Here is a 19,057-nt window from a genome sequence, read left to right on the forward strand (position 1 = left end):
AAGCGTTTCCGACGGCCGAACAAACCGAAAGGCATCAGCAGCTATGCGCGGTAGCAAAGTCCACACGCGCAGCCGGCCCCGCGCCGGACAGCGGATCCTGGGAGGCGCCGGGGAAATCCTGATCACGCTCGGCCTGATCTTGCTGCTCTTCGTGGCCTGGGAACTGTGGTGGACCAACATCGATGCCGACAAGTCCCAAGCCGATGTCACCCGGGACCTGGTCCAAGGCTTCAAGTCCGGCACCTCCGGCAAGCCCTCCACATCGGGCAAGCCTTCCGATGCGGGGATCATGATCGAGGGACAGGCCTTCGGGATCATGTACATCCCCCGCTTCGGCAAGGACAACGCGCACCCGGTCACCCACGGTGTGGGCCCGGAGGTGCTGGACAAGGTGGGCATCGGACACTATCCGGGTACTCAGATGCCCGGTGAGATCGGCAACTTCGCCGTTGCCGCACACCGCCAGACCCACGGTCAGGTGTTCTGGGACATCGATAAGCTGGTGGACGGGGACAAGGTCTATGTCCAGACCCTCGACGGTTTCTTCACGTACGGATACAAACGGACCACTATCGTGGATCCCAGCCGGAACGATGTCCTCTACCCGGTGCCTATGGAGCCGGGTGTGGAGCCCGCGGTTGCCACGCTGACCCTGACCAGCTGCCATCCCCCGTTCACCACGCGGGAACGCATCATTGCGTTTGCCGAACTTGAATCCAAGACACCGGCCGGCTCAGAGCCGCCGGCGGAGATCGCTGATACGGTGGCGAAGCTCTTCAAGGACACCAAGGAAGGCGGCAAATAATGTATGGCTGGATCTTCTCCAGGTTGCCAGGTCCGGCATGGCTTCGCGTCATCTTCGCACTGGTGCTGATCGCTGCGGCGATATTATTGATGATGAACTACGCTTTCCCGTGGCTGAGTCAATACAGCCCCTTCACCGAATCAACGATTGGCATGGTGCTGCAGCGATGAGTCCCACCCGGATCCTCGTCATCGATAACTACGACAGTTTCGTCTATACCCTCGTGGGCTACCTCCAGGAGCTCGGGGCTGAAACCACCGTGGTGCGCAACGACGACGTCACCCTGGCCGAAGCGATCGAGCTGGCCGAGGCCCGCGACGGCGTGATGGTCTCTCCCGGCCCCGGCAACCCCGCGGGAGCCGGTATCTGCATCGAGGTGATCAAGTGGTGCGGCGATAACGCCAAGCCGATGCTCGGCGTCTGCCTGGGACACCAGGCGTTGGCTGAGGCCTACGGCGGCCTCGTCGGCCATGCTCCCGAACTGATGCATGGCAAGACCTCACAGGTATTCCACGAGGGGCACCCGGTCTTTGCCTCTATCCCCAGTCCGTTCACGGCCACCCGTTACCATTCGCTTGCCGCAGTGAACGGCACGATCCCCGAAGTCCTCGAGGTGACCGCGCGGACCGAAAACGGCATCATCATGGGCTTGGCACACCGCACCGCACCGTTGTGGGGCGTGCAGTTCCACCCCGAATCGGTACTCACCGAAGGCGGCTACCAGATGCTCGGTAACTGGTTGGAGTCCCTGGGCCTGGGCGGAGCCGCGCAGCATGCTTCCACGCTGAGTCCGCTGATTCACGGCGGACGCTAGAAACTCCGGCAACGCGGAAGGTGCCGGTTCCTGCCCCGCTGGGGCAAGGACCGGCACCTTCCGCGTGAAACCGGGTCTACCCGGTGGCCGAGGGGTCGGCCGGCGGCGAGGGGGTTTCGGAACCGGGGTCCTGGCTCGGTTCCCCGCTCGGGCTCGGTTCCCCGCTCGGCGAGGGGTCCGGTGGTGGCGGAGCCGTGGCCACCGTCACCACGACGGTTCCGCCCTGGTCAATGTCCGAATTCGCCGGGGGATTCTGATCCATGATCGTCCCGGGTGCCACCACCGAATTCTCTTCCTCGCGCACGTCGAGCATCAGGCCCAGTTTCGGGTCTTCCAGGACCGCGCGGGCGTCGTCGAGGTTCATGGAGATCAGTCGGGGCACCGTCACCTTGCCGGTGGAGAGGACCAGGTCGACGCTGCTGCCGGTCTTGACCTTTGATCCGGGTTTGGGCGTCATGGAAACGAGCCGGTCGAAGGGGACTTTGGGATCGTTCACGCTGGTCGAGGCGCCGACCACCAGTCCCAGCTTGGCCAGCGCATCGCGCACTGCGGGTTCGCTCTGGCCCAGCAAGTCCTTGGGGATGGTCTGCTGCGCTTTGCCCTTGGAAACCAGCAGCTGGACCTCGGAATCCTTTCTGACCTGTTCGCCTTGGCCGGGAACCGTCTTGACGGCCCGGCCGATGGCGACATCGTCGTCGAAGACCTCCTCGAGCTGTGGGCGCAGGGTCAGCGCCGTCAGCCTGTTCTGCGCGTCGAGCTGGGTCATGGAGGTCACCGAGGGGATCTCCACCAACGCATTGCGTACGCGTTCGGCCTGCGACCAGGAAAAGACGAACCAGGCGCCGACCGCCAGCGCGAGCACCAGCACCACGGAGAAGACGGTGATCCAGGCCTTACGGCGCGATGCCTCGTAACGGCGGCGCTCCTGTTCATGGGGATCCTCGGAGACCCACAGCGGCTCCTGCGCCCAGGCCTCCTCGGATTCGGCTTGGACGATGTCGTCCCCGACCGCCGGAGGCAGGCCGTAGACAGTATCTTCCAGGCGCGGCTCCGCTACGTAGGGGGGAGGGGCAACCGCCGTGGGGCCCACATGGGTTCCCACCCGTTCCGAGAGCGGCAGGTCGTTGCCGGCCGCGGCGTTGCGCAGTGCGGTGGCAAAAGCTAAGGCATCGGCGAAGCGGTTCTCGCGGTCCTTGGCCAGGGCCTTGAGCACCACTTCGTCATAGAGCTCGGGAATGCCGGCGGCCAGCGTGCTGGGGGTCGGGGCCTGCTCTCCCACGTGCTGGTAGGCCACTGAGACCGGCGAATCGCCGACGAAGGGTGGCCTGCCGGTCAGCAGCTCATAGAACAGGCAGCCGGTTGAGTAGAGGTCGGTGCGGGCATCGACGGTTTCGCCGCGTGCCTGCTCCGGGGAGAGATACTGGGCGGTGCCCACGACGGCCTGGGTCTGGGTCATCGTGCTCGAGGCATCGGCCAGGGCCCGGGCAATGCCGAAGTCCATGACCTTGATGCCGCCCGATTCGGTGACCATGACGTTGGCCGGCTTGATGTCACGGTGCACGATGCCCTGCCGGTGGCTGTGCCCGAGCGCGTCGAGCACGCCGAGGGTGTATTCAACGGCCAGGGCCGGGGTCATCCCACCGGATTTGATGAGGTCGCGCAGGGTACGCCCGGCGACGTATTCCATCACGATGAACGGGGACAGGACCGGGTCCCCCTCCCCGTCGGATTCCATCTCGCCGGTGTCGTAGACGGCGACGATATTCGGGTGGTTCAGCCCGGCAACGGCCTGTGCCTCGCGGCGGAAGCGGGCATGGAGCATCGGGTCGCGCGCCATTTCCTTGCGCAGCAGCTTGATGGCGACCTTGCGGCCCAGGATGATGTCACGCCCGAGGTGCACATCGGCCATGCCTCCCCGGCCGATGAGGTCCCCCACTTCATAGCGTCCCCCGAGGAGGCGTTCCGTTCCCACAATGCCTTCCATGCCCGGCTACTGGCCTAGGTTCTCGGAGGAGGCGTTGCCGCCCTTAACCGAGCCCTGCTTGGCGCCCGAGCTGGGGGCGGGTGCGGAGCCGGACGTGCCCGGATCAGCGGGACCCTCACCCTGCGCCGGCGGCGCCTCGGTTGAAGGCGTCGGGGTCGGCGTCGGGGTGGGGGTCGGTTCCGGGGGTGGACCCGCTGAAACGAAATACGTCACCGGCTCACCGGATTCGAGCGTGGTTCCGGCACCGGGGGTGGTGGCAACTACCTCGCCTTGGGGGCGGTCGGACTTCCGCTCTCCGCCGGGGATGGCGACCAGGCCCGCATCATTGATGATGCTGGCTGCCACATCGCCCTGTTTACCTACGACGTTGGGGACGGAAACCTTCTGGACCTCGGGTGCCGTTGCATAGGTAACGGTGATCTGCGTTCCCGCGGTGAGCTGACCGGTCGGGGTAATCTCCACGACGGTGTTCAGCGGCTGGTCCTCCGGCTGCCCCACTGTCTTGACGCTGAGGCCCATTGACTCCAGACGTGCCACGACGGCGTCCTTCTGCTTGCCTAGGAACTGATCAGCAGAGATCTGGATCTTTTCGGGGGTCTGGCTTGGTGTTTCGCTGGGGCTTTGGCTTGGGGTTTCACTGGGGCTCTGGCTCGGCGTCTCACTCGGCGTCGTCGGGCTGGTCACCGGGGCCGGTGTATCCGATGGAGCCGGTTCGTTGGCACCGGTCAGGATCGGGTAGAGCCAGGCACCGAGGACAGCGAAAACGATCAGGATCAACAGGACAACCAGCGGAGTGTTCCAGGGGCTGCGCTTCTTCTTGTTGCGCGGCACCTCGTAGGCCTGGTGGTCGGCGTCGTCGGCCGGGTGATCCGGTTCCGACGGATCCCAGGCCTGGCTGGCGCCGAGCAGCGAATCGAAGTTGGTGGGCTCATCGACGTATTCCGATTCCTGATCGGCGGCGATCAGCGGCATGGCGCTGGTTGCCGGGCTTGCCAGATCGGCTGGCCGGATCGCCATGGTGGCTTGGGTGGGCGCATCGCCCATGCTCATCGCCGCGGTTGCGGCGTCGGACTCGCCAAAGAGCAGCATGCCGGGTACTGCGGCCTCGGCACCGCGCGGGTTGCCGGCGCGGATGGCGTCCGCTGCCGCAGCCAGGGCATCGGCGTCCGCCGGGCGGTCCGCCGGGTCCTTGGCCAGCATCGACATCACCAGGGCGCGCACCGGCGCCGGGATGGACTCGGGAAGCGGCGGCGGCGTGTCGTTGACCTGGGCCAGCGCGATGGCGATCTGCGATTCTCCGGTGAACGGGCGACGCCCGGCCAGGCATTCGTAACCGATGACGCCCAGCGCATAGATGTCCGATGAGCCGGTGGCCTGCTGGCCGGTGGCCTGCTCGGGAGCGAGGTACTGGGCAGTGCCCATGACCTGTCCGGTGGCCGTCAGCGGCACCTGATCGGCCAGCCGGGCGATGCCGAAGTCGGTGATCTTGACCCGGCCGTCGGGCAGGATCAGCAGGTTTCCGGGCTTCACGTCGCGGTGCACCAGACCCTGTACATGGGCGGCCGCCAGGGCCTTGGCGGTCTGCGAAATGATAGAGAGGGTACGGTCCGGGGAGAGTACTCGCTCGCGTTCGATGATTGTGGACAACGGCAGGCCGGGGACCAGTTCCATGACCAGGTAGGCCGAACCGTCCTCCTCGCCGTAGTCGAACACGTTGGCGATGCCGTTGTGGTTCAACAGGGCCGTATGCCGGGCTTCGACGCGGAAACGCTTGAGGAAGCCCGGGTCGCCGGTGTATTCCTCCTTGAGGATCTTGATGGCAACCATGCGACCCAGGATCTGATCGCGCGCCTTCCACACCTCACCCATACCGCCAATGGCAATCCGATCGGTCAATTGGAACCGACCACCCAGGGTGATACCGGATGTTGGCCTCACTGGTTGAACACCGCCTCTAGAATCTTCTTCAGGTTGGGACTGGTCAATGAAGAGCCAGTCTTAAAATCAATTTTTTCCATCACGATGGTGACGGCTACCTGCGGATCGTCCGCAGGAGCGAAGCCGGTGATCCACGAGTTCACCAGATCGGTATTGCCGATCTGCGAGGTTCCGGTCTTTGCCGCGATGTCCAGGCCGGGGATCGCCGCCGAACGGGCTGTTCCGTACTGGACCGGGCCGCGCATCAGATCGGTGACCTGGGCCGCGATTTCCGGGCTCGTCGCCGTGCCCAGCACCTTGGGCTTCGTGGTTGACAGGACCCGCAGATCCGGTGCCATCACCTGCTTGACCAGGTTCGGTTCCATGATCACACCGCCATTGGCGATGCCCATGGCAGCCATGTTCATTTGCAGCGGGGTGACCTTCACATCGAACTGCCCGATGACCGACTGGGCCAGCTGGGACCCGGTCAGCTCGGCCGGGAAGACGCTGGGGGTGACCTTCACGGGAATGTTGAGCTGCTGGCCGAAACCGAAGTTCGTGGTCACCTTGCGGAACGCCTCGGCACCCAGGTCCTGGCTCATGGACACGAAGGGGGTGTTGCAGCTGTTGGCCACGATCCAGGCCAACGTGGCCTCGGTCTTGGCAGCGCAGTTTCCACCGTAGAAGTTTCCCAGGGTCGCCGTGGAACCGGGCAGTTTGATCCGGGCGGGATTCTTCATCACGGTGTCGGCGTTGTACTTCCCCGACTCGAGGCCGGCGACGATGTCGAAGATCTTGAACGTGGACCCCGGCGGGATCAGGTGCCCGACGGCGGGGTTCACATTGATGTTCAACCCCGGAACGTCCAGCAGCTTGTTCATGTTCTCGTTGGCCCGCTTGGAGCTCTGTACGGCCATCAAGTTGGTGTCGTAACTCGGCTTGGAGACCATGGCCAGGATGTTTCCGGTCTTGGGCTCCGAGACGATGATGGTGCCTTGGACCCCGTTCGGGATCAGGTCGTAGGCAACCTTCTGCAAGCGGGGATCGATGGTGGTTTCCACCGATGCGCCCTGGGTGGCCTGGCCCGAGAACAGGTTCTTGATCCGGTCCAGCCACTGGTCATCGCTCTGGCCGGTCAGTTCCTTGTTCATCGCCGATTCCAGCTGGCGGGATCCGAAGGTCAACGAGTAGAAGCCGGTCAGGTGGGCGTAGAGCTCGGGGTCGTTGTAGACGCGCTGGTAGTCGAACTGCCCCTCGGTGGTGGGCACGGATTCGGCGATCGGCTTGCCGTCGGCGAGGATCGCGCCGCGCGGCAGGTCGAATTCCTTGTAGAGCGGACGCCGGTTCAGGGCGTTGTCGTTCAGGTCTCCTGCTGCGAAGAACTGGACGTAGCTCAGGGCTCCGAGAGCCAGCAGGAACATCAGCATCACTGCCATCCAGGTGTTGCGTATTGCCTGGTTCATGCCTTGGCTCCTTTCCTGAGTCGGTTCTTGCCCGGGGCGGCGGTTGCCACCTCACCGGTGGCCGAGGGGTTCACGGCGATCGGACGCCTGGCGTTGTGCGAGATCATCAGCAATAGGGCGACGATGATCCAGTTGGCCAGCAGCGAGGAACCGCCAGCGGCCATGAACGGCGTGGTCAGACCGGTCAACGGGATCAGCCGGGTGACGCCGCCGATGACCACGAAGCACTGCAGGGCCAGAGTGAAGGACAGCCCGGTGGCCAGCAGCTTGCCGAAGGTATCGCGGGCACCCAGGGCAGCCCGCAGGCCGCGGCTGACGAGGATCACGTAGAGCAGGACGATGGCGCTGAGCCCGATCAGGCCGAGTTCCTCGCCGAGCGAGGCGATGATCATGTCGCTGTTGGCCAGCGGCACGTCACCGGGGCGCCCGTTGCCGAGCCCCGTGCCCAGCAGGCCTCCGTTGGCCAGCCCGAACAGTCCCTCGACGATCTGCGCGCTGCCGTATTTGGCGTAGTAGACATTGGGATCGAAGGCGTTGAGCCAACCGTCGATGCGCCGGGTCACGTGGGCCATGGTCTGGTAGGCGAAGATGCCTCCGACCGTCACGAACACCATGCCGATCACGATCCAGCTGATTCTGCCCGTGGCGACGTAGATGATGACGAGGAAAAGGCCGAAGAGGAGGATCGAGGACCCCAGGTCGCGCTGCATGACCAGGACGCCGATGCTGACCAGCCAGGCCACGATCATCGGTGCGAGGTCGCGGGCCCGCGGCAGCTGCAGCGGGCCGATCTTGCGCCCGGCCATGAGGATCAGGTCGCGGTTGCTCGATAGATATCCCGCAAAGAATATGGCCAAGGTGATCTTGGCGATTTCACCGGGTTGGAAGGTCATGGAGCCGATCTTGATCCAGATCCGTGCGCCGTACACCTCGTGTCCCAGTCCCGGAACCATCGGCAGGAGCAGTAGCACGACGCTGACCAGCAGGGCGATGTAGGTGAACTTGCCCAGTGTCCTGTGGTCGCGGATGGCCCAGAGGACTACAATCGCGACGACGATGGCCACGCCGGTCCAGAGCAGCTGGCGGAAAGCCACCGTGCTTCCCTTGCTGATGTCGATGCGGTGGATCATGGCCAGGCCGATGCCGTTGAGTGCCACCACGGACGGAAGTATGACCGGATCGGCATATTTCGCCCAGATGCGCAGACTCACGTGCACCATCAGCGCCAAGCCGGCCAGGATTCCGCCCTGGACGAGGAAGTCCTGGTCGAAGCCTACGTCGGTGTTCAGGCCGACCAGGTAGTACGCGGCCAACGACACGAACAGGGCGAGCAGCAGCAGCAGCAATTCCATGTTCCGGCGCGGTACGGGCGGGGTCTGCAGCTCGCTCATTGTGTGGCCTCCAGGCAGTATGCCGGTAGCGCCGGTTGCGTGGGCTGGGTACCGGGCTCGGACGGTGCGACAACGGGGCATTTCTGCTTCGCCGTGATCAGGAGTTCATTCACAATTGTTTGGGCATGTGCGAGGTCACGGGCGGCCAGCGAGGATTCGATGCGCTGGCGCGTGTATTCGGGAAGCGCGTCGAGTGGGATGTCGGTGACGGTATCCACATGGGAGAGCTTGATCGGGCCGAGGTCCTGCGAGACGCCCTTGAAAATCGCGACCTTGTTGTCGTAGCTGCCCACGAAGTACTGGGTCTGCGTCCACACGTATCCGAACCAGAGCACCGACGCGAGGATCAGTGCGGTCAGACCAAGGAACGCGGGCATGAGCCAGCGGGCCGACGGCTGCTGCGAGGGCGACCGGTGATCTCCGGTGCCGGTCTCGATGACGGGGGCCTTGTGCGTGAGGAAGGCCGCCGCGCGCTTCTCGGCGGAGCGCTGGGTCACCACGGGAATCTGTCCGGCAACGGTGGCCAATTGGGCCGCACCGACCAGCACGTGGGCCCGCTGGGCCATATCGTGGCGGATCAGGGCGGCACTGGCTTCCAGGTCTCCCTCGCGGGCAATGGTGATCTGGCCGGTATCCGGCGCCGGTTCGATGCGCTCGGGGACGGCGGCTTCCGGCAGTGCGTCGCTATCGTCGGCCACCTCGAAGACGATGATCGTCACGTTGTCCGGGGAGCCGTGGGAGAGCGTGGTCTCGACCAGGTCGTCCACGGTTTCCTGCAGCGAGGCAGTGCCACGCATGATCTGTTCGGTAATGCTGTCGGGCACCACCGCATTCAGCCCATCCGAGCACAGCATCCAGCGTTCCCCGACCTCGACCGGGTACTGCTCGACATCGAGTTCGGGGCTGGCATCGGAATCGCCAAGCACGCGCATGAGCACGTTCTTGTGCGGATGCAGCTCGGCATCCTCCGGGCGCAACCTGCCCTCGTCCACGAGGCGCTGGACGAAAGTGTGGTCCTTGCTGATCTGTTCGAACACACCGTTTTTCAGGCGGTAGGCCCGTGAATCACCGATGTGCGCCATCTGCAGCCGGTCGTTGGCCAGCAGCAGGGCGGTAACAGTGGTTCCCATGCCCGAAAGCTTCGGGTTGGCGTTGACCAGTTCGTTCAGGACGTGGTTTGCCGCCTGGATCTCATCGGGCAGCACCGTTTCGGCGTTCGGGGTGTCCGAAACGTCGAGATGCACCAGATCCAGCACAGTGGAGGCGCTTGCGACATCACCACCGACGTGTCCGCCCATGCCGTCGGCAACTACGGCGAGGTAACGACCAACATAACCGGAATCGTCGTTTTTAGCACGGACCTTGCCGACGTCGGAGCGCGCGGCAAACCTGAGAACCAACGCCATAACTAGGCCCTCAGCTCCATGACCGTCTTGCCCACCCGGATGGGCTGGCCCAATTCAACGGGCTGGGCGCGGGTCAACTGGTTGTCGCCCAGGAAGGTTCCATTGGTGGAGCCCAGATCTTCGATGAACCAGCGGCTGCCCTGGGGGAACAGACGTGCGTGGCGCCCTGAGGCGTAGTCGTCCTCGAGCACCAAGGTTGCCTCCTGGGCACGGCCAAGCAGGATCGGGCTGGCTGCCAACTCGATCTGGGTTCCGGCCAAGGGTCCCTCGAGCACGCATAGGATCCGGGCCGGGCGCTTAGCCGGTGCTTCAGGTGCGGGCGTGAGCTCGGGGTGTTTGCGGATTTCACGTGCCGAGGGCACGCCGGTGCGGGCTCGTTTGCCGATCACCAGGTCCCGGCGCAGTGCGCCGACAATGCTCAGGATCAGGACCCAGAGGAGGATCAGGAATCCGAGTCGCAGTGCGGTGAAGACTAGCTCATTCATACGCGGCCCCCTTGCGGTTGCGGTAGGAGTCGAAAGGTAATGCGGGTCCGCCCCATGGTGATGACGGATCCGTCGAGCAATTCGGTTTCGCCGGAGACGCGCTGGCCGTTGACGTAGCTGCCATTGGTCGAGCCGAGGTCCACGGCAAAGGTGGCTTTTCCGCGCTGCTGGATTTCCAGATGCTTGCGCGAGACCCCCGAATCATCCACGGGGATGTCGGCCTCGGCGGAACGGCCCAGCACGATGGAGCCGGCGTTCAGCGCAAAGCGCTGACCATCGATATCCAGGACGGGTTGCATTCTCGACGGTTGGCGCGGGGGCAGGGAAGGCTGCGGGGGAGCGGGGGCAGCAGCCGGGGCTGCGGACTTCGCCGACCCGGAAGATGCAGAAGCCGACGAAGAATCGATCTCGAAGATGCCCTGCTTCAACCCGGAGTCCTTGTGGAAGTTGACCCGTACGGCGCCCTGGAGGGAATATCCCTGGCTTTTGGCATGCTGTACGGCAATTGAACAGAGTTCCTCCGCCAACGGGGAACCCCATTCCCTGGCCCTGGCGAAGTCGCTTTCGCTGAGACGGATCTCGAAGCGGTTGGGGGCGAGGGTGCGGCCGCGTGAAACCGGGAGTGACTTGGCATCCATGTGGTTGCGCAGCCGGCTGGCAATTTCCACCGGTTTCACCTCGGAATTGCCGGCACCGCGAAAGACGCTGGTGACCAGCTTCTCGAGGCCACGCTCAACATTGTCTACAAGACCCATGGCGTTGCTCCTTTCGGGGTTCCATCGATTCCGGGGATCATCTCATGCCCCGGGAAGGGGCACTTAAAACGGCCTCGGTTGCCCGACGCCTTCACTGATACTACTTGCCTTGCCTTCGAACGGGCATTGAGAACCCTAGTTCGGGGCCTCGTGGATTCAACGTTCCGGGTGCCGGGAAAGTTGCATCAACGTGCCGCTGGTCACACGCAGTCTCTCCGATTGGCGTTCTGTTGAAATTGATGGTTATATTGATCTCGCTGTTGAGGACGAAATGAAAATGAATCCGAAGCAAGCAACTTGCGCGAGTGGCGGAATTGGTAGACGCGCTGGCTTCAGGTGCCAGTGCTCGCAAGGGCGTGGGGGTTCAAGTCCCCCCTCGCGCACAAGTTGAGAAAGAGCTTCGCAGAACTAAGTCTGCGAAGCTCTTTCGCTTTAATCGGACACTGTCCGGATTCTGGCGCGAAGCCTATGATCGGTGCATGGTTACTTTTCTGATTCGAACCGTGATCTTTCTGGTCAACGCCACACTGGGCCTGCTGGTTGCCAGTTGGATTCTGGATGGCTTCAAAGTCTCTGTGAGCGGTTTTCTCGTGGCAATCGTCGTTTTCGCCATTGCCCAAAACATCTTGGCACCGTTCATCTTCAAAATGGCCAGGCTCCATGCCCCAGCGCTGCTTGGCGGCATCGGTTTGGTCTCCACCTTTGTCGCACTGCTTGTTGCAACGTTCTTCTCCGGCGGGATAACGATCAGCGGCATCAGAAACTGGGTGCTGGGCACCCTGATCGTTTGGCTGGTCGGTGCCCTGAGCGGATGGATCCTGCCGATCTTCCTGCTTAAGAACCGAGGTGCCAGCCGCAAGGCTGATCCCTTGCTCGGATAGCCGGACATGCACAAGGCGTGGAACCCGTTCCGGGTTCCACGCCTTGTGCATGTCTTGGCTCTTTATTACTCGGCCGAAGTGGCTTCGACACGCTTGGCTTCGGTGTGCCCCTCTTCGATATGCAGGTCTTCCACTGCCTTCTCGACGAGGGGAGGGGGGAAGAGTAATTGGTAGCTCAGTCCGGCGATGGCGGCGCCCAGCAACGGGGCGAGGATGAACAGCCAGACCTGGCCCAGAGCATCCGGGCCGGCAAACCAGGCGACGCCGAGTGAACGGGCCGGGTTCACCGAGGTGTTGGTGATCGGGATCGACACCAGGTGGATCAGGGTCAGTGACAGGCCAATGGCGATCCCGGCGAAGCCCTTCGGAGCGCGCTCATCGGTGGAACCGAGAATGACGTACAAGAAGACGGCGGTGAGGATGATTTCGATGAGCAATGCGGAAAGCATGCTGTAACCGTCGGGGGAGCGGTATCCATAGCCGTTGCTGGCAAACCCGGAGGCAACCGGATCGAAGCCGTGCTTGCCCGTGGCAATGGCAAACAGGGCCAGGCCGGCCACTGAAGCGCCGAGCACCTGGGTGATCACGTAGGCCGGGACGGCCTTCCATTCGATGCGACCGGCCAGGGCTGCGCCGAAGGTGACGGCCGGGTTGAAGTGCCCGCCGGAAATGTGGCCCACCGCATACACCATGACCATGACGGTCAGGCCGAAGGCCAGCGCGACGCCCAGGAATCCGATGCCCATGTTAATGGTGGAGGATGCCAGTACCTTGGCCGAGAAGATTGCAGCGCCGCAGCCGCCGAAAACAAGGACGCCGGTGCCCAGGAATTCGGCAGCCAAGCGTGAAGGCATGGTATGAGACAAGGTGCACCCTAGCCGATCGGATTGTTTATTAGGCAAAACGTTCTTCACCACTACGTTAGCGCCGAGATGTGGCCCCGCCCATATGTGGCACGACACTAATTCGCCCCAAACAATCCCGGAATCGTGATTCCCGTCGCTAGGTGATCCAGATCAACCCGAAATCGGGCCTGCTGTGCCTAGACTGGTGCAAAGAAGCTAGAACCCCACGAATTCACTGCGCGAGGAGCTGCCCCTAACATGGCTGATAAGACACCGCACCAGAACATGGCGTTCGAATCGGTCGAGGGCACGGCCCACGGATACCTCGCACTGCCGGCCTCCGGCAGCGGGCCTGGAGTCATCGTGATCCAGGAATGGTGGGGTCTGACCGACCACATCCGCGATGTTGCCGACCGCCTTGCTGCGGAGGGCTTCGTTGCGCTGGCGCCGGACCTCTTCGGGGGCTCCATCGCCCACGATGGTGCCGAGGCCGCTGAAATGATGTCGAAGCTGCCCGCCGAGGAAGGGGCCCGGCTGTTGGCCGGAGCCGTCGACCACCTGCTGGGAATGGACGAGGTGACCGGAACCGGGGTGGGGGCCATCGGCTTCTGCATGGGTGGCGGTTTCGTCTTGGCCCTGGCGGCGCAGCAGGGATCGAAGATCAGCGCCGCAGTCCCGTTCTATGGTGTCGGCGCCGCCGTACCGAGCAACTATGCCGGCGTCCGCGCCGCAGTCCAGGGGCACTACGGCAACGAGGACGACTTCTACCCGGTGGCCAAGGCACACGAGCAGGAGGCCCAGATCCGGGCCGAATCCGGCGCCGAAGTCACCTTCTACTACTACGATGCACCACACGCGTTCCACAATGACGAGAACCCCGCGGGCAACTACCGCGAAGAATGTGCTCGCCAGGCCTGGGCCCGATCCGTAGCTTTCCTAAAAGAAAAGACTCGCTAGACCATCGCCCCGTGACAGCGGGGACTACCTGAGGAGAACGAACACCATGGCAGAAAAAGTAATCGTCGGCGTCGACGGCAGCGTTACGGCCCAGCAAGCGGCCCTGCGTGCGGCGGAGATCGCCGTCAGCATGGGCGCAGAGCTTGCCGTCGTCACCGCCCACGCATCGGACAACACCGAGGTTGTCCGCATCGGCTCCGACACCTGGATCCTGGATGACGCCGAGCAGGCCCTGAAGCTGGCCGAACAGTGTGCTGCGGCACTGCGCGCAGCCCTCCCCGAGGCAGTGGTCAGCGCCGTTGCAGCAAAGGGCAAGCCGCAGGAAGTGCTGGTCAACGAGGCAGCCCGCCTCAACGCCGGCTTGATCGTCGTCGGCAACGTCGGCATGCAGGGCCTGGGTCGCGTGCTCGGCTCGGTTGCCTCCAGCGTCGCCCACAATGCGCCGTGCGACGTCTACATCGTCAAGACCGCCAAGTAGTCACCGGGTAGATCCTGCGAGCAGTGGCCGCCATTCCCCCCGGGGGGAATGGCGGCCACTGCTGTTTGCGGGTGCTACTTCGTTTCTGCTGCCTCGCGGACACGCTTTTCCTCGGCGCGCACTGCGGCCAAGGAAGCGCGTTCGGTCTGCAGCCACTGCGGACGGTCGGCCAACAGGGCCTCGATCTGCTCGGTGGTCAGCGCATCTTCGACGCCAGCCCGGGCCAGGCCCGCGATGGAAACGTTCAGCTTGTGTGCGACGACCGGACGCGGATGCGGTCCGTTGACGCGCAGTTCCTGCAACCAGGCCGGCGGTTCGGCTAACAGCGTGTTGAGCTCCTCGCGCGTCACCTGGCCCTCCTGGAACTCGGCAGGTGCGGCGGGCAGGTAGATGCCCAGCTTCTTTGCGGCGGTGGCCGGCTTCATGGTCTGCGGGGTCTTCTGGCTCATACCCACCAGCGTACCGGTACGCTGGTGGGGTGGCAGGACTAAGCATCGCCTATGTTCCCGGGGTCACCCCGGGCAAATGGCTGAAACGTTGGCAGGAAAGATATCCGAACGCGCCCCTGAAGGCGAGCCGTTACGACGCGCCCGACCCCCTGGCGCTGCTGCGTTCGGGAGAAGCGGACCTGGTCTTCGTGAGGTTCCCCACGGGAGAAGCCCCGGTCGATGCGCTCACACACGTGATCCGGCTCTACGAGGAGCTTCCGGTGGTCTGTGCCGCCAAGGAGCACGACATCGAACTGTATGAGGATGAGGTCCCGGTCGAGGACCTCACGGGTGCCGCTTTCCTTGACCTGGCCGACTATCCCGAGGACATCGGTGGAGTCGCCATGGCGATGGAGGTCGTGTCCTCCGGCGCCGGCCTGTTGATCGTTCCACAGTCGGTGGCACGCCTGCATCACCGCAAGGACGTGGTTTACCGCGTGCTGACCGGAGTTCCGGAGACCAGCATCGGCGTGGCCTGGAAGCGCCCGCAGGGTGATGATCCAGATGACCTGGTGATCGAGGAATTCGTCGGCATCGTGCGTGGACGCGGTGAGAACTCCTCCCGGCAGCCCTCGGTGCAGGAGCGCCAGCAGGAAGAGGCGATCAAGGCCCGCAAGAAGCGCCAGGGCGGCGATGCCAAGGCTTCCACCGGCGGCGCCAAGGGCGGCAAGGGTGGCGGTTTCGGTTCCAAATCCGGTTCCAAGGGCGGCCCCAAGCGGGGGCCCAAGCCCGGTGGGCGCACCAAGAAACGCTGACCTGTTGGCCCGCCGCAGTCCCTGATGATGGCGACCCTGTGGGACGCTGGTGGTGAGACCACAATCACCAAGGGAGTGCAATGGATTTCGGAGACTACGAGAGCCTGCTCATCGAGCAGCGCGGCAACGCCCTGATCCTCACCGTCAACCGGCCCCGGGCCATGAACGCGCTGGCGGCCCAGGTGGTGGAGGACCTGCACCGGCTCACGGGGGTCCTCGCGACTCTGGGCGAGGGCGGGAACTGGCCGGTGCGCGGGATAGTGCTGACCGGCGCCGGGGACAAGTCCTTCGTCGCCGGTGCCGACATCGTCGAAATGAATTCCATGGGCGCCGATGCCGCAGCCGCCTACGCCCGGCGCATGCACGACGTGACGCTGCGTCTGGAGTCCCTTCCGGTCCCGGTGATCGCGGCGGTGAACGGTTTTGCCCTGGGTGGAGGCTGCGAGCTGGCCATGGCCTGCGACTTCCTCTATGCGGGAGCCGGGGCCAGCTTCGCCCAGCCCGAGGTGAACCTGGGCCTGGTGCCCGGCTTCGGCGGTTCGGTCAGGCTGCAGCAGCGCGTGGGGATTGGCGCAGCCCGCGAGCTGATCTACACCGGCCGCCGGATCAAGGCGGTGGAGGCCGAGCGCCTGGGCCTGGTCAATCGGGTCTTCGAGGACAACGAGTCGCTGCTCGCCGGTGCCTTGGCCACCATCGAGGAGATTGCGTCCAAGTCACCCACGGCCGTGGCAAATGCCAAGACGGCGATTAACGAGATCGCCGGACTGAACGTGGTGGATGGGCTGGGAGTCGAGCTGGAGAGCTTCAGGAAGGCCTTCGGCACGCAGGACAGCGTGGTGGGACGGTCCGCCTTCGTGGCAAAGACCGCACCAGACTTCCCCGGACGCTGATGAGCGACGCGCCGGCCTCCCTCCACGCCTACGGTTCGCACCCGAGCCAGTACGCCGAGCTGTACCTGCCCGAACGGCGTAGCCGGCCCGGCGTAGCCGTGATCATCCACGGCGGCTTCTGGCGGCAGGCCTACGGCGCCGAATACGGACGCCCGCTGGCAGCCGACCTGGCCCGGCGCGGCTGGGTCGCCTGGAACCTGGAATACCGGCGCACCGCCGGCGGCGCCGGCGGGTGGCCCGAAACCTTCACCGACGTGGCTGCAGGCATCGACCTGCTGCACCCGGTGCTTCGCGAAGCGGGGCTGGATTCGGGCCCGGTGGTCGCCATCGGACACTCTGCCGGGGCACACCTTGGACTGTGGGCGGCCGGACGGCACCTGCTGCCCTCCGGGGTGCCCGGGGCGCTTCGACGGCCCTGCCTGGACGGGGTGGTGGCCCAGTCCGGCGCCCTCGACCTGGCGCTGGCCGATGAACTGAACCTGAGCAACGGCGCCGTCCGTGAACTGCTGGGCCTTGATCCGGGGCGCGATGACGGACGCTGGAAGTGGGCCGATCCCATGCAACGGCTTCCGCTCGGGGTTCCCGTGGTGGCCATCCACGGGGACAACGACGGCGACGTGCCGCTGAGCGTGTCGGAATCCTACGCGCGGGCCGCGGCGGCCGCGGGAGATCGGATCGAACTGCTGCGGATCTCCGGTGACCACTATGGCGTGATCACCGTGGGAAACGCCGCTTGGGAGCTTTGCGTTCGGGCGCTGGCCGGGCTGGCGGCAGCCGGTGGTGTCGCAACGGACACTCCGGGCACCGGCGGAGGCGCGGCTGCGGACGGTATATTGGAGCATTGCCCTAAAAACAGAGGTGAGGACGGCTCGTGCTGACAGTCATTGGTGAATCCCTGGTCGATGTCTTGTCCGGCGGCATGAGTGCGCCCGCCGCCTATGTGGGTGGAAGTCCCCTGAACGTCGCCGTGGGACTGGCCCGGTTGGACCACCCGGTGACCTTCGTGGGCCGCTACGGGAAGGACGAATACGGCGCGATGATCCACGAGCACCTGCGCGCGAACTCGGTGCTCGAGGTCCTGGCCCCTGATGACCATCCGACCAGCACCGCTCGCGGCGTGCTGGATCCGGCAGGAGCGGCAACCTACGAATTCGACCTCGTCTGGGACCTGAGCGGCTTCCCGGAAGCCGGCTCGGCCGTGCTGGATGAGGCGCGACTGGTGCATACCGGGTCGATCGCCACCATGGTCGAGCCGGGAGCCGGTACCGTACTGGAGGCCGTCATGCGGTCCCGTCCGCACGCCACCATCTCGTTCGACCCCAACATCCGTCCCAGCTTCGTTTCCGACCATGCCGAGGCGGTGGCCAAGGTGGAACAGTTCGTGCAGCTCAGCGACGTGGTGCGCGCGAGCGACAGCGACTTGGAATGGCTGTACCCGAGCCGTTCGGTGGAGGATACGGCAGCGGCCTGGCTGCGGATGGGCCCGGCCATGGTCGTGGCCACCTACGGCAGCCGCGGCCCGTGGGGGATCACCGCCGCGGGCCCGACGCAGGTGGCCGCCCCCATCGTCGATGTCGTCGATACCGTCGGTGCCGGCGACTCGTTCATGGCGGCCCTGCTCTCGGCCCTGGCCGACCGCGACCTGCTCGGTGCCGAGCACCGCGACAAGCTGCGTGGATTGACCCTGGACCAGTTCACCGAGGTGCTCGACTATGCTGCGCGCGCAGCCGCCGTGACGGTCTCCCGCGCCGGCGCCAATCCCCCGGGGCGCCGCGAGATCTCCCAGCAGCACTCCGCCGCATCCTAGATGGCTCCCATGCGGATGATTGCCAGCGATCTCGACGGAACGATCATCAGGCCAGACGGCACCATTTCCCCGCGGACCGTTGCGGCCTTCGAGGCGGCCCGCGCCTCGGGGATCCACATCGTGTTCGTCACCGGCCGTCCGTTCCGCTGGCTGGCACCGGTCAGCGCGGCCTTCGGGCATCTGGGCACGGTGATCTGCTCCAACGGCGCCGTGGTGTATGACCTGGAGGCCGAGCGCCTGATCGAGGCGAAGACACTGCCCGCCGCCTCGCTGAGGGAGGTCAGGGACATCGTCTTGGAGTTCGAACCCGGGGCCCGGTTCGCCGCCGAAACCACGCGCGGAGTCCATCTGGAGCGTGGTTTCCTGGATCCGGCAGAGCGGAGCATAGTGAAGGAGCCGGAGCAGGGGATGCCCGACGTGGGCGTGCTGGCGTCCGAGGGAGTGGTGAAGTTCCTGGCCAAGTCCTGGCGGACCACCCCCGACGCGTTCATGGAGGAAGTGGCACCGCATATCTCGCACCTGGTCTCGGTGACACATTCTGCACCGAGCATAGCGCTGCTGGAGATGGCCCGCCGGGACGTGAACAAGTCGGTGGCGCTGGCCGGATACGCCGCCGAATTGGGCATTGGCGCGGCCGAGATCATGGCGTTCGGCGACATGCCCAATGACGTGGAAATGCTGGGCTGGGTGGGCCATGGATATGCGATGGCCTCCGGGCACCGGCTCGCGAAGGAAGCGGCACGGCACCTGGCCGGGCCGCTCGAGGACGATGGCGTGGCGTTGGCCATCGAGCAGATGCTCTGCCTGTAGGGACAGGGGAATCCACGTATCGGGGCGGTGGCGCATTCCCGCCGCGGAATGCGTGGGGCGCTGGAATTCCGCGGCCGCCACAGGGTCCAGCGGCCGCCGGCATTACCAAGGCAACTACCGGCG

At 64.8% G+C, this 19,057-nt stretch carries 20 protein-coding genes and 1 tRNA gene; 12 read left to right on the forward strand and 9 right to left on the reverse strand.

The features are described from left to right. The first annotated feature begins 43 nt into the window (after positions 1-43). Genes E9229_RS05530 through E9229_RS05540 form a run of 3 tightly spaced genes read left to right on the forward strand, consistent with a single transcriptional unit; the run spans position 44 to position 1,619 of the window. Entirely contained in the window at positions 44-805 is a 762-nt protein-coding gene (locus E9229_RS05530) for a class E sortase (RefSeq protein ID WP_183510272.1), read from the forward strand. Continuing rightward, positions 805-975, forward strand: coding sequence for a hypothetical protein (locus tag E9229_RS05535; protein WP_183510273.1), 171 nt, complete (start codon positions 805-807; stop codon positions 973-975). The genes E9229_RS05530 and E9229_RS05535 overlap by 1 nt, the downstream gene beginning before the upstream one ends. Further along, entirely contained in the window at positions 972-1,619 is a 648-nt protein-coding gene (locus E9229_RS05540) for an anthranilate synthase component II (RefSeq protein WP_183510274.1), read from the forward strand. The genes E9229_RS05535 and E9229_RS05540 overlap by 4 nt, the downstream gene beginning before the upstream one ends. Positions 1,620-1,695: 76 nt before the next feature. On the opposite strand, the gene pknB is transcribed toward E9229_RS05540, so the two are convergent. The 7 genes from pknB to E9229_RS05575 are packed head-to-tail and all read right to left on the reverse strand — an operon-like array spanning position 1,696 to position 11,023. Beyond that, on the reverse strand, positions 1,696-3,603 hold the full coding sequence (gene pknB, locus E9229_RS05545; protein WP_183510275.1) for a Stk1 family PASTA domain-containing Ser/Thr kinase: 1,908 nt from the start codon (positions 3,601-3,603) through the stop codon (positions 1,696-1,698). Between the two features lie 6 nt (positions 3,604-3,609). Continuing rightward, positions 3,610-5,541: a protein kinase domain-containing protein gene (locus E9229_RS05550; RefSeq protein ID WP_183510277.1), complete on the reverse strand. Its 1,932-nt coding sequence runs from the start codon at positions 5,539-5,541 to the stop codon at positions 3,610-3,612. Beyond that, complete coding sequence (locus E9229_RS05555) at positions 5,538-6,986, reverse strand: peptidoglycan D,D-transpeptidase FtsI family protein (protein ID WP_183510278.1); 1,449 nt, start codon at positions 6,984-6,986, stop codon at positions 5,538-5,540. Before E9229_RS05555 ends, E9229_RS05550 begins: the two co-directional genes overlap by 4 nt. Next, positions 6,983-8,377 (reverse strand): FtsW/RodA/SpoVE family cell cycle protein, encoded by a 1,395-nt coding sequence (locus E9229_RS05560; protein ID WP_183510279.1) that lies wholly within the window; start codon positions 8,375-8,377, stop codon positions 6,983-6,985. Before E9229_RS05560 ends, E9229_RS05555 begins: the two co-directional genes overlap by 4 nt. Then, positions 8,374-9,783, reverse strand: a complete 1,410-nt coding sequence (locus tag E9229_RS05565) for a PP2C family protein-serine/threonine phosphatase (protein WP_183510281.1) — start codon at positions 9,781-9,783, stop codon at positions 8,374-8,376. The genes E9229_RS05560 and E9229_RS05565 overlap by 4 nt, the downstream gene beginning before the upstream one ends. 2 nt (positions 9,784-9,785) lie before the next feature. Then, positions 9,786-10,268, reverse strand: a complete 483-nt coding sequence (locus tag E9229_RS05570) for an FHA domain-containing protein FhaB/FipA (protein ID WP_183510282.1) — start codon at positions 10,266-10,268, stop codon at positions 9,786-9,788. Next, entirely contained in the window at positions 10,265-11,023 is a 759-nt protein-coding gene (locus E9229_RS05575) for an FhaA domain-containing protein (protein ID WP_183510284.1), read from the reverse strand. The genes E9229_RS05570 and E9229_RS05575 overlap by 4 nt, the downstream gene beginning before the upstream one ends. A gap of 299 nt (positions 11,024-11,322) precedes the next feature. Between E9229_RS05575 and E9229_RS05580 the strand changes: the two genes are divergently transcribed. Together E9229_RS05580 and E9229_RS05585 are read left to right on the forward strand one after the other, a co-directional pair. Beyond that, a tRNA-Leu gene (locus tag E9229_RS05580) sits at positions 11,323-11,406 on the forward strand. A gap of 96 nt (positions 11,407-11,502) precedes the next feature. Beyond that, positions 11,503-11,904: a phage holin family protein gene (locus tag E9229_RS05585; protein ID WP_183510285.1), complete on the forward strand. Its 402-nt coding sequence runs from the start codon at positions 11,503-11,505 to the stop codon at positions 11,902-11,904. A 65-nt stretch (positions 11,905-11,969) separates the two neighbouring features. On the opposite strand, the gene aqpZ is transcribed toward E9229_RS05585, so the two are convergent. Further along, positions 11,970-12,758 (reverse strand): aquaporin Z, encoded by a 789-nt coding sequence (aqpZ, locus tag E9229_RS05590; protein WP_183510286.1) that lies wholly within the window; start codon positions 12,756-12,758, stop codon positions 11,970-11,972. Between the two features lie 249 nt (positions 12,759-13,007). Between aqpZ and E9229_RS05595 the strand changes: the two genes are divergently transcribed. Further along, positions 13,008-13,706: a dienelactone hydrolase family protein gene (locus tag E9229_RS05595; RefSeq protein ID WP_183510287.1), complete on the forward strand. Its 699-nt coding sequence runs from the start codon at positions 13,008-13,010 to the stop codon at positions 13,704-13,706. Between the two features lie 46 nt (positions 13,707-13,752). Then, complete coding sequence (locus E9229_RS05600; RefSeq protein ID WP_183510288.1) at positions 13,753-14,184, forward strand: universal stress protein; 432 nt, start codon at positions 13,753-13,755, stop codon at positions 14,182-14,184. A 74-nt stretch (positions 14,185-14,258) separates the two neighbouring features. On the opposite strand, the gene E9229_RS05605 is transcribed toward E9229_RS05600, so the two are convergent. Next, a complete protein-coding gene (locus E9229_RS05605; protein WP_183510289.1) occupies positions 14,259-14,633 on the reverse strand; it encodes a DUF5997 family protein in 375 nt (124 codons plus the stop codon). 29 nt (positions 14,634-14,662) lie between these two features. Between E9229_RS05605 and E9229_RS05610 the strand changes: the two genes are divergently transcribed. The 5 genes from E9229_RS05610 (at position 14,663) to E9229_RS05630 (ending at position 18,934) form a co-directional block, all read left to right on the forward strand. Next, complete coding sequence (locus E9229_RS05610) at positions 14,663-15,427, forward strand: LysR family transcriptional regulator substrate-binding protein (protein ID WP_183510290.1); 765 nt, start codon at positions 14,663-14,665, stop codon at positions 15,425-15,427. Between the two features lie 80 nt (positions 15,428-15,507). Beyond that, positions 15,508-16,317 (forward strand): enoyl-CoA hydratase/isomerase family protein, encoded by an 810-nt coding sequence (locus E9229_RS05615; protein WP_183510291.1) that lies wholly within the window; start codon positions 15,508-15,510, stop codon positions 16,315-16,317. Beyond that, complete coding sequence (locus E9229_RS05620; protein WP_246380373.1) at positions 16,317-17,195, forward strand: alpha/beta hydrolase family protein; 879 nt, start codon at positions 16,317-16,319, stop codon at positions 17,193-17,195. Before E9229_RS05615 ends, E9229_RS05620 begins: the two co-directional genes overlap by 1 nt. Beyond that, entirely contained in the window at positions 17,189-18,124 is a 936-nt protein-coding gene (locus E9229_RS05625; RefSeq protein WP_183510292.1) for a carbohydrate kinase family protein, read from the forward strand. Before E9229_RS05620 ends, E9229_RS05625 begins: the two co-directional genes overlap by 7 nt. Positions 18,125-18,139: 15 nt before the next feature. Further along, positions 18,140-18,934 (forward strand): HAD family hydrolase, encoded by a 795-nt coding sequence (locus tag E9229_RS05630; RefSeq protein ID WP_312855609.1) that lies wholly within the window; start codon positions 18,140-18,142, stop codon positions 18,932-18,934. The last annotated feature ends 123 nt before the right edge of the window (positions 18,935-19,057 follow it).

Origin of the sequence: Paeniglutamicibacter cryotolerans (assembly GCF_014190875.1) — a bacterium.
Classification (GTDB): domain Bacteria; phylum Actinomycetota; class Actinomycetes; order Actinomycetales; family Micrococcaceae; genus Paeniglutamicibacter; species Paeniglutamicibacter cryotolerans.

Coding starts and splice junctions, on each gene's coding strand:
- E9229_RS05540 (WP_183510274.1), top strand. CDS start 972: ATGAGTCCCACCCGGATCCTCGTCATCGATAACTACGACAGTTTCGTC.
- aqpZ (WP_183510286.1), bottom strand. CDS start 12,758: ATGCCTTCACGCTTGGCTGCCGAATTCCTGGGCACCGGCGTCCTTGTT.
- E9229_RS05565 (WP_183510281.1), bottom strand. CDS start 9,783: ATGGCGTTGGTTCTCAGGTTTGCCGCGCGCTCCGACGTCGGCAAGGTC.
- E9229_RS05555 (WP_183510278.1), bottom strand. CDS start 6,986: ATGAACCAGGCAATACGCAACACCTGGATGGCAGTGATGCTGATGTTC.
- E9229_RS05585 (WP_183510285.1), top strand. CDS start 11,503: ATGGTTACTTTTCTGATTCGAACCGTGATCTTTCTGGTCAACGCCACA.
- pknB (WP_183510275.1), bottom strand. CDS start 3,603: ATGGAAGGCATTGTGGGAACGGAACGCCTCCTCGGGGGACGCTATGAA.
- E9229_RS05630 (WP_312855609.1), top strand. CDS start 18,140: ATGATTGCCAGCGATCTCGACGGAACGATCATCAGGCCAGACGGCACC.
- E9229_RS05535 (WP_183510273.1), top strand. CDS start 805: ATGTATGGCTGGATCTTCTCCAGGTTGCCAGGTCCGGCATGGCTTCGC.
- E9229_RS05560 (WP_183510279.1), bottom strand. CDS start 8,377: ATGAGCGAGCTGCAGACCCCGCCCGTACCGCGCCGGAACATGGAATTG.
- E9229_RS05620 (WP_246380373.1), top strand. CDS start 16,317: ATGAGCGACGCGCCGGCCTCCCTCCACGCCTACGGTTCGCACCCGAGC.
- E9229_RS05595 (WP_183510287.1), top strand. CDS start 13,008: ATGGCTGATAAGACACCGCACCAGAACATGGCGTTCGAATCGGTCGAG.
- E9229_RS05570 (WP_183510282.1), bottom strand. CDS start 10,268: ATGAATGAGCTAGTCTTCACCGCACTGCGACTCGGATTCCTGATCCTC.
- E9229_RS05615 (WP_183510291.1), top strand. CDS start 15,508: ATGGATTTCGGAGACTACGAGAGCCTGCTCATCGAGCAGCGCGGCAAC.
- E9229_RS05605 (WP_183510289.1), bottom strand. CDS start 14,633: ATGAGCCAGAAGACCCCGCAGACCATGAAGCCGGCCACCGCCGCAAAG.
- E9229_RS05575 (WP_183510284.1), bottom strand. CDS start 11,023: ATGGGTCTTGTAGACAATGTTGAGCGTGGCCTCGAGAAGCTGGTCACC.
- E9229_RS05600 (WP_183510288.1), top strand. CDS start 13,753: ATGGCAGAAAAAGTAATCGTCGGCGTCGACGGCAGCGTTACGGCCCAG.
- E9229_RS05530 (WP_183510272.1), top strand. CDS start 44: ATGCGCGGTAGCAAAGTCCACACGCGCAGCCGGCCCCGCGCCGGACAG.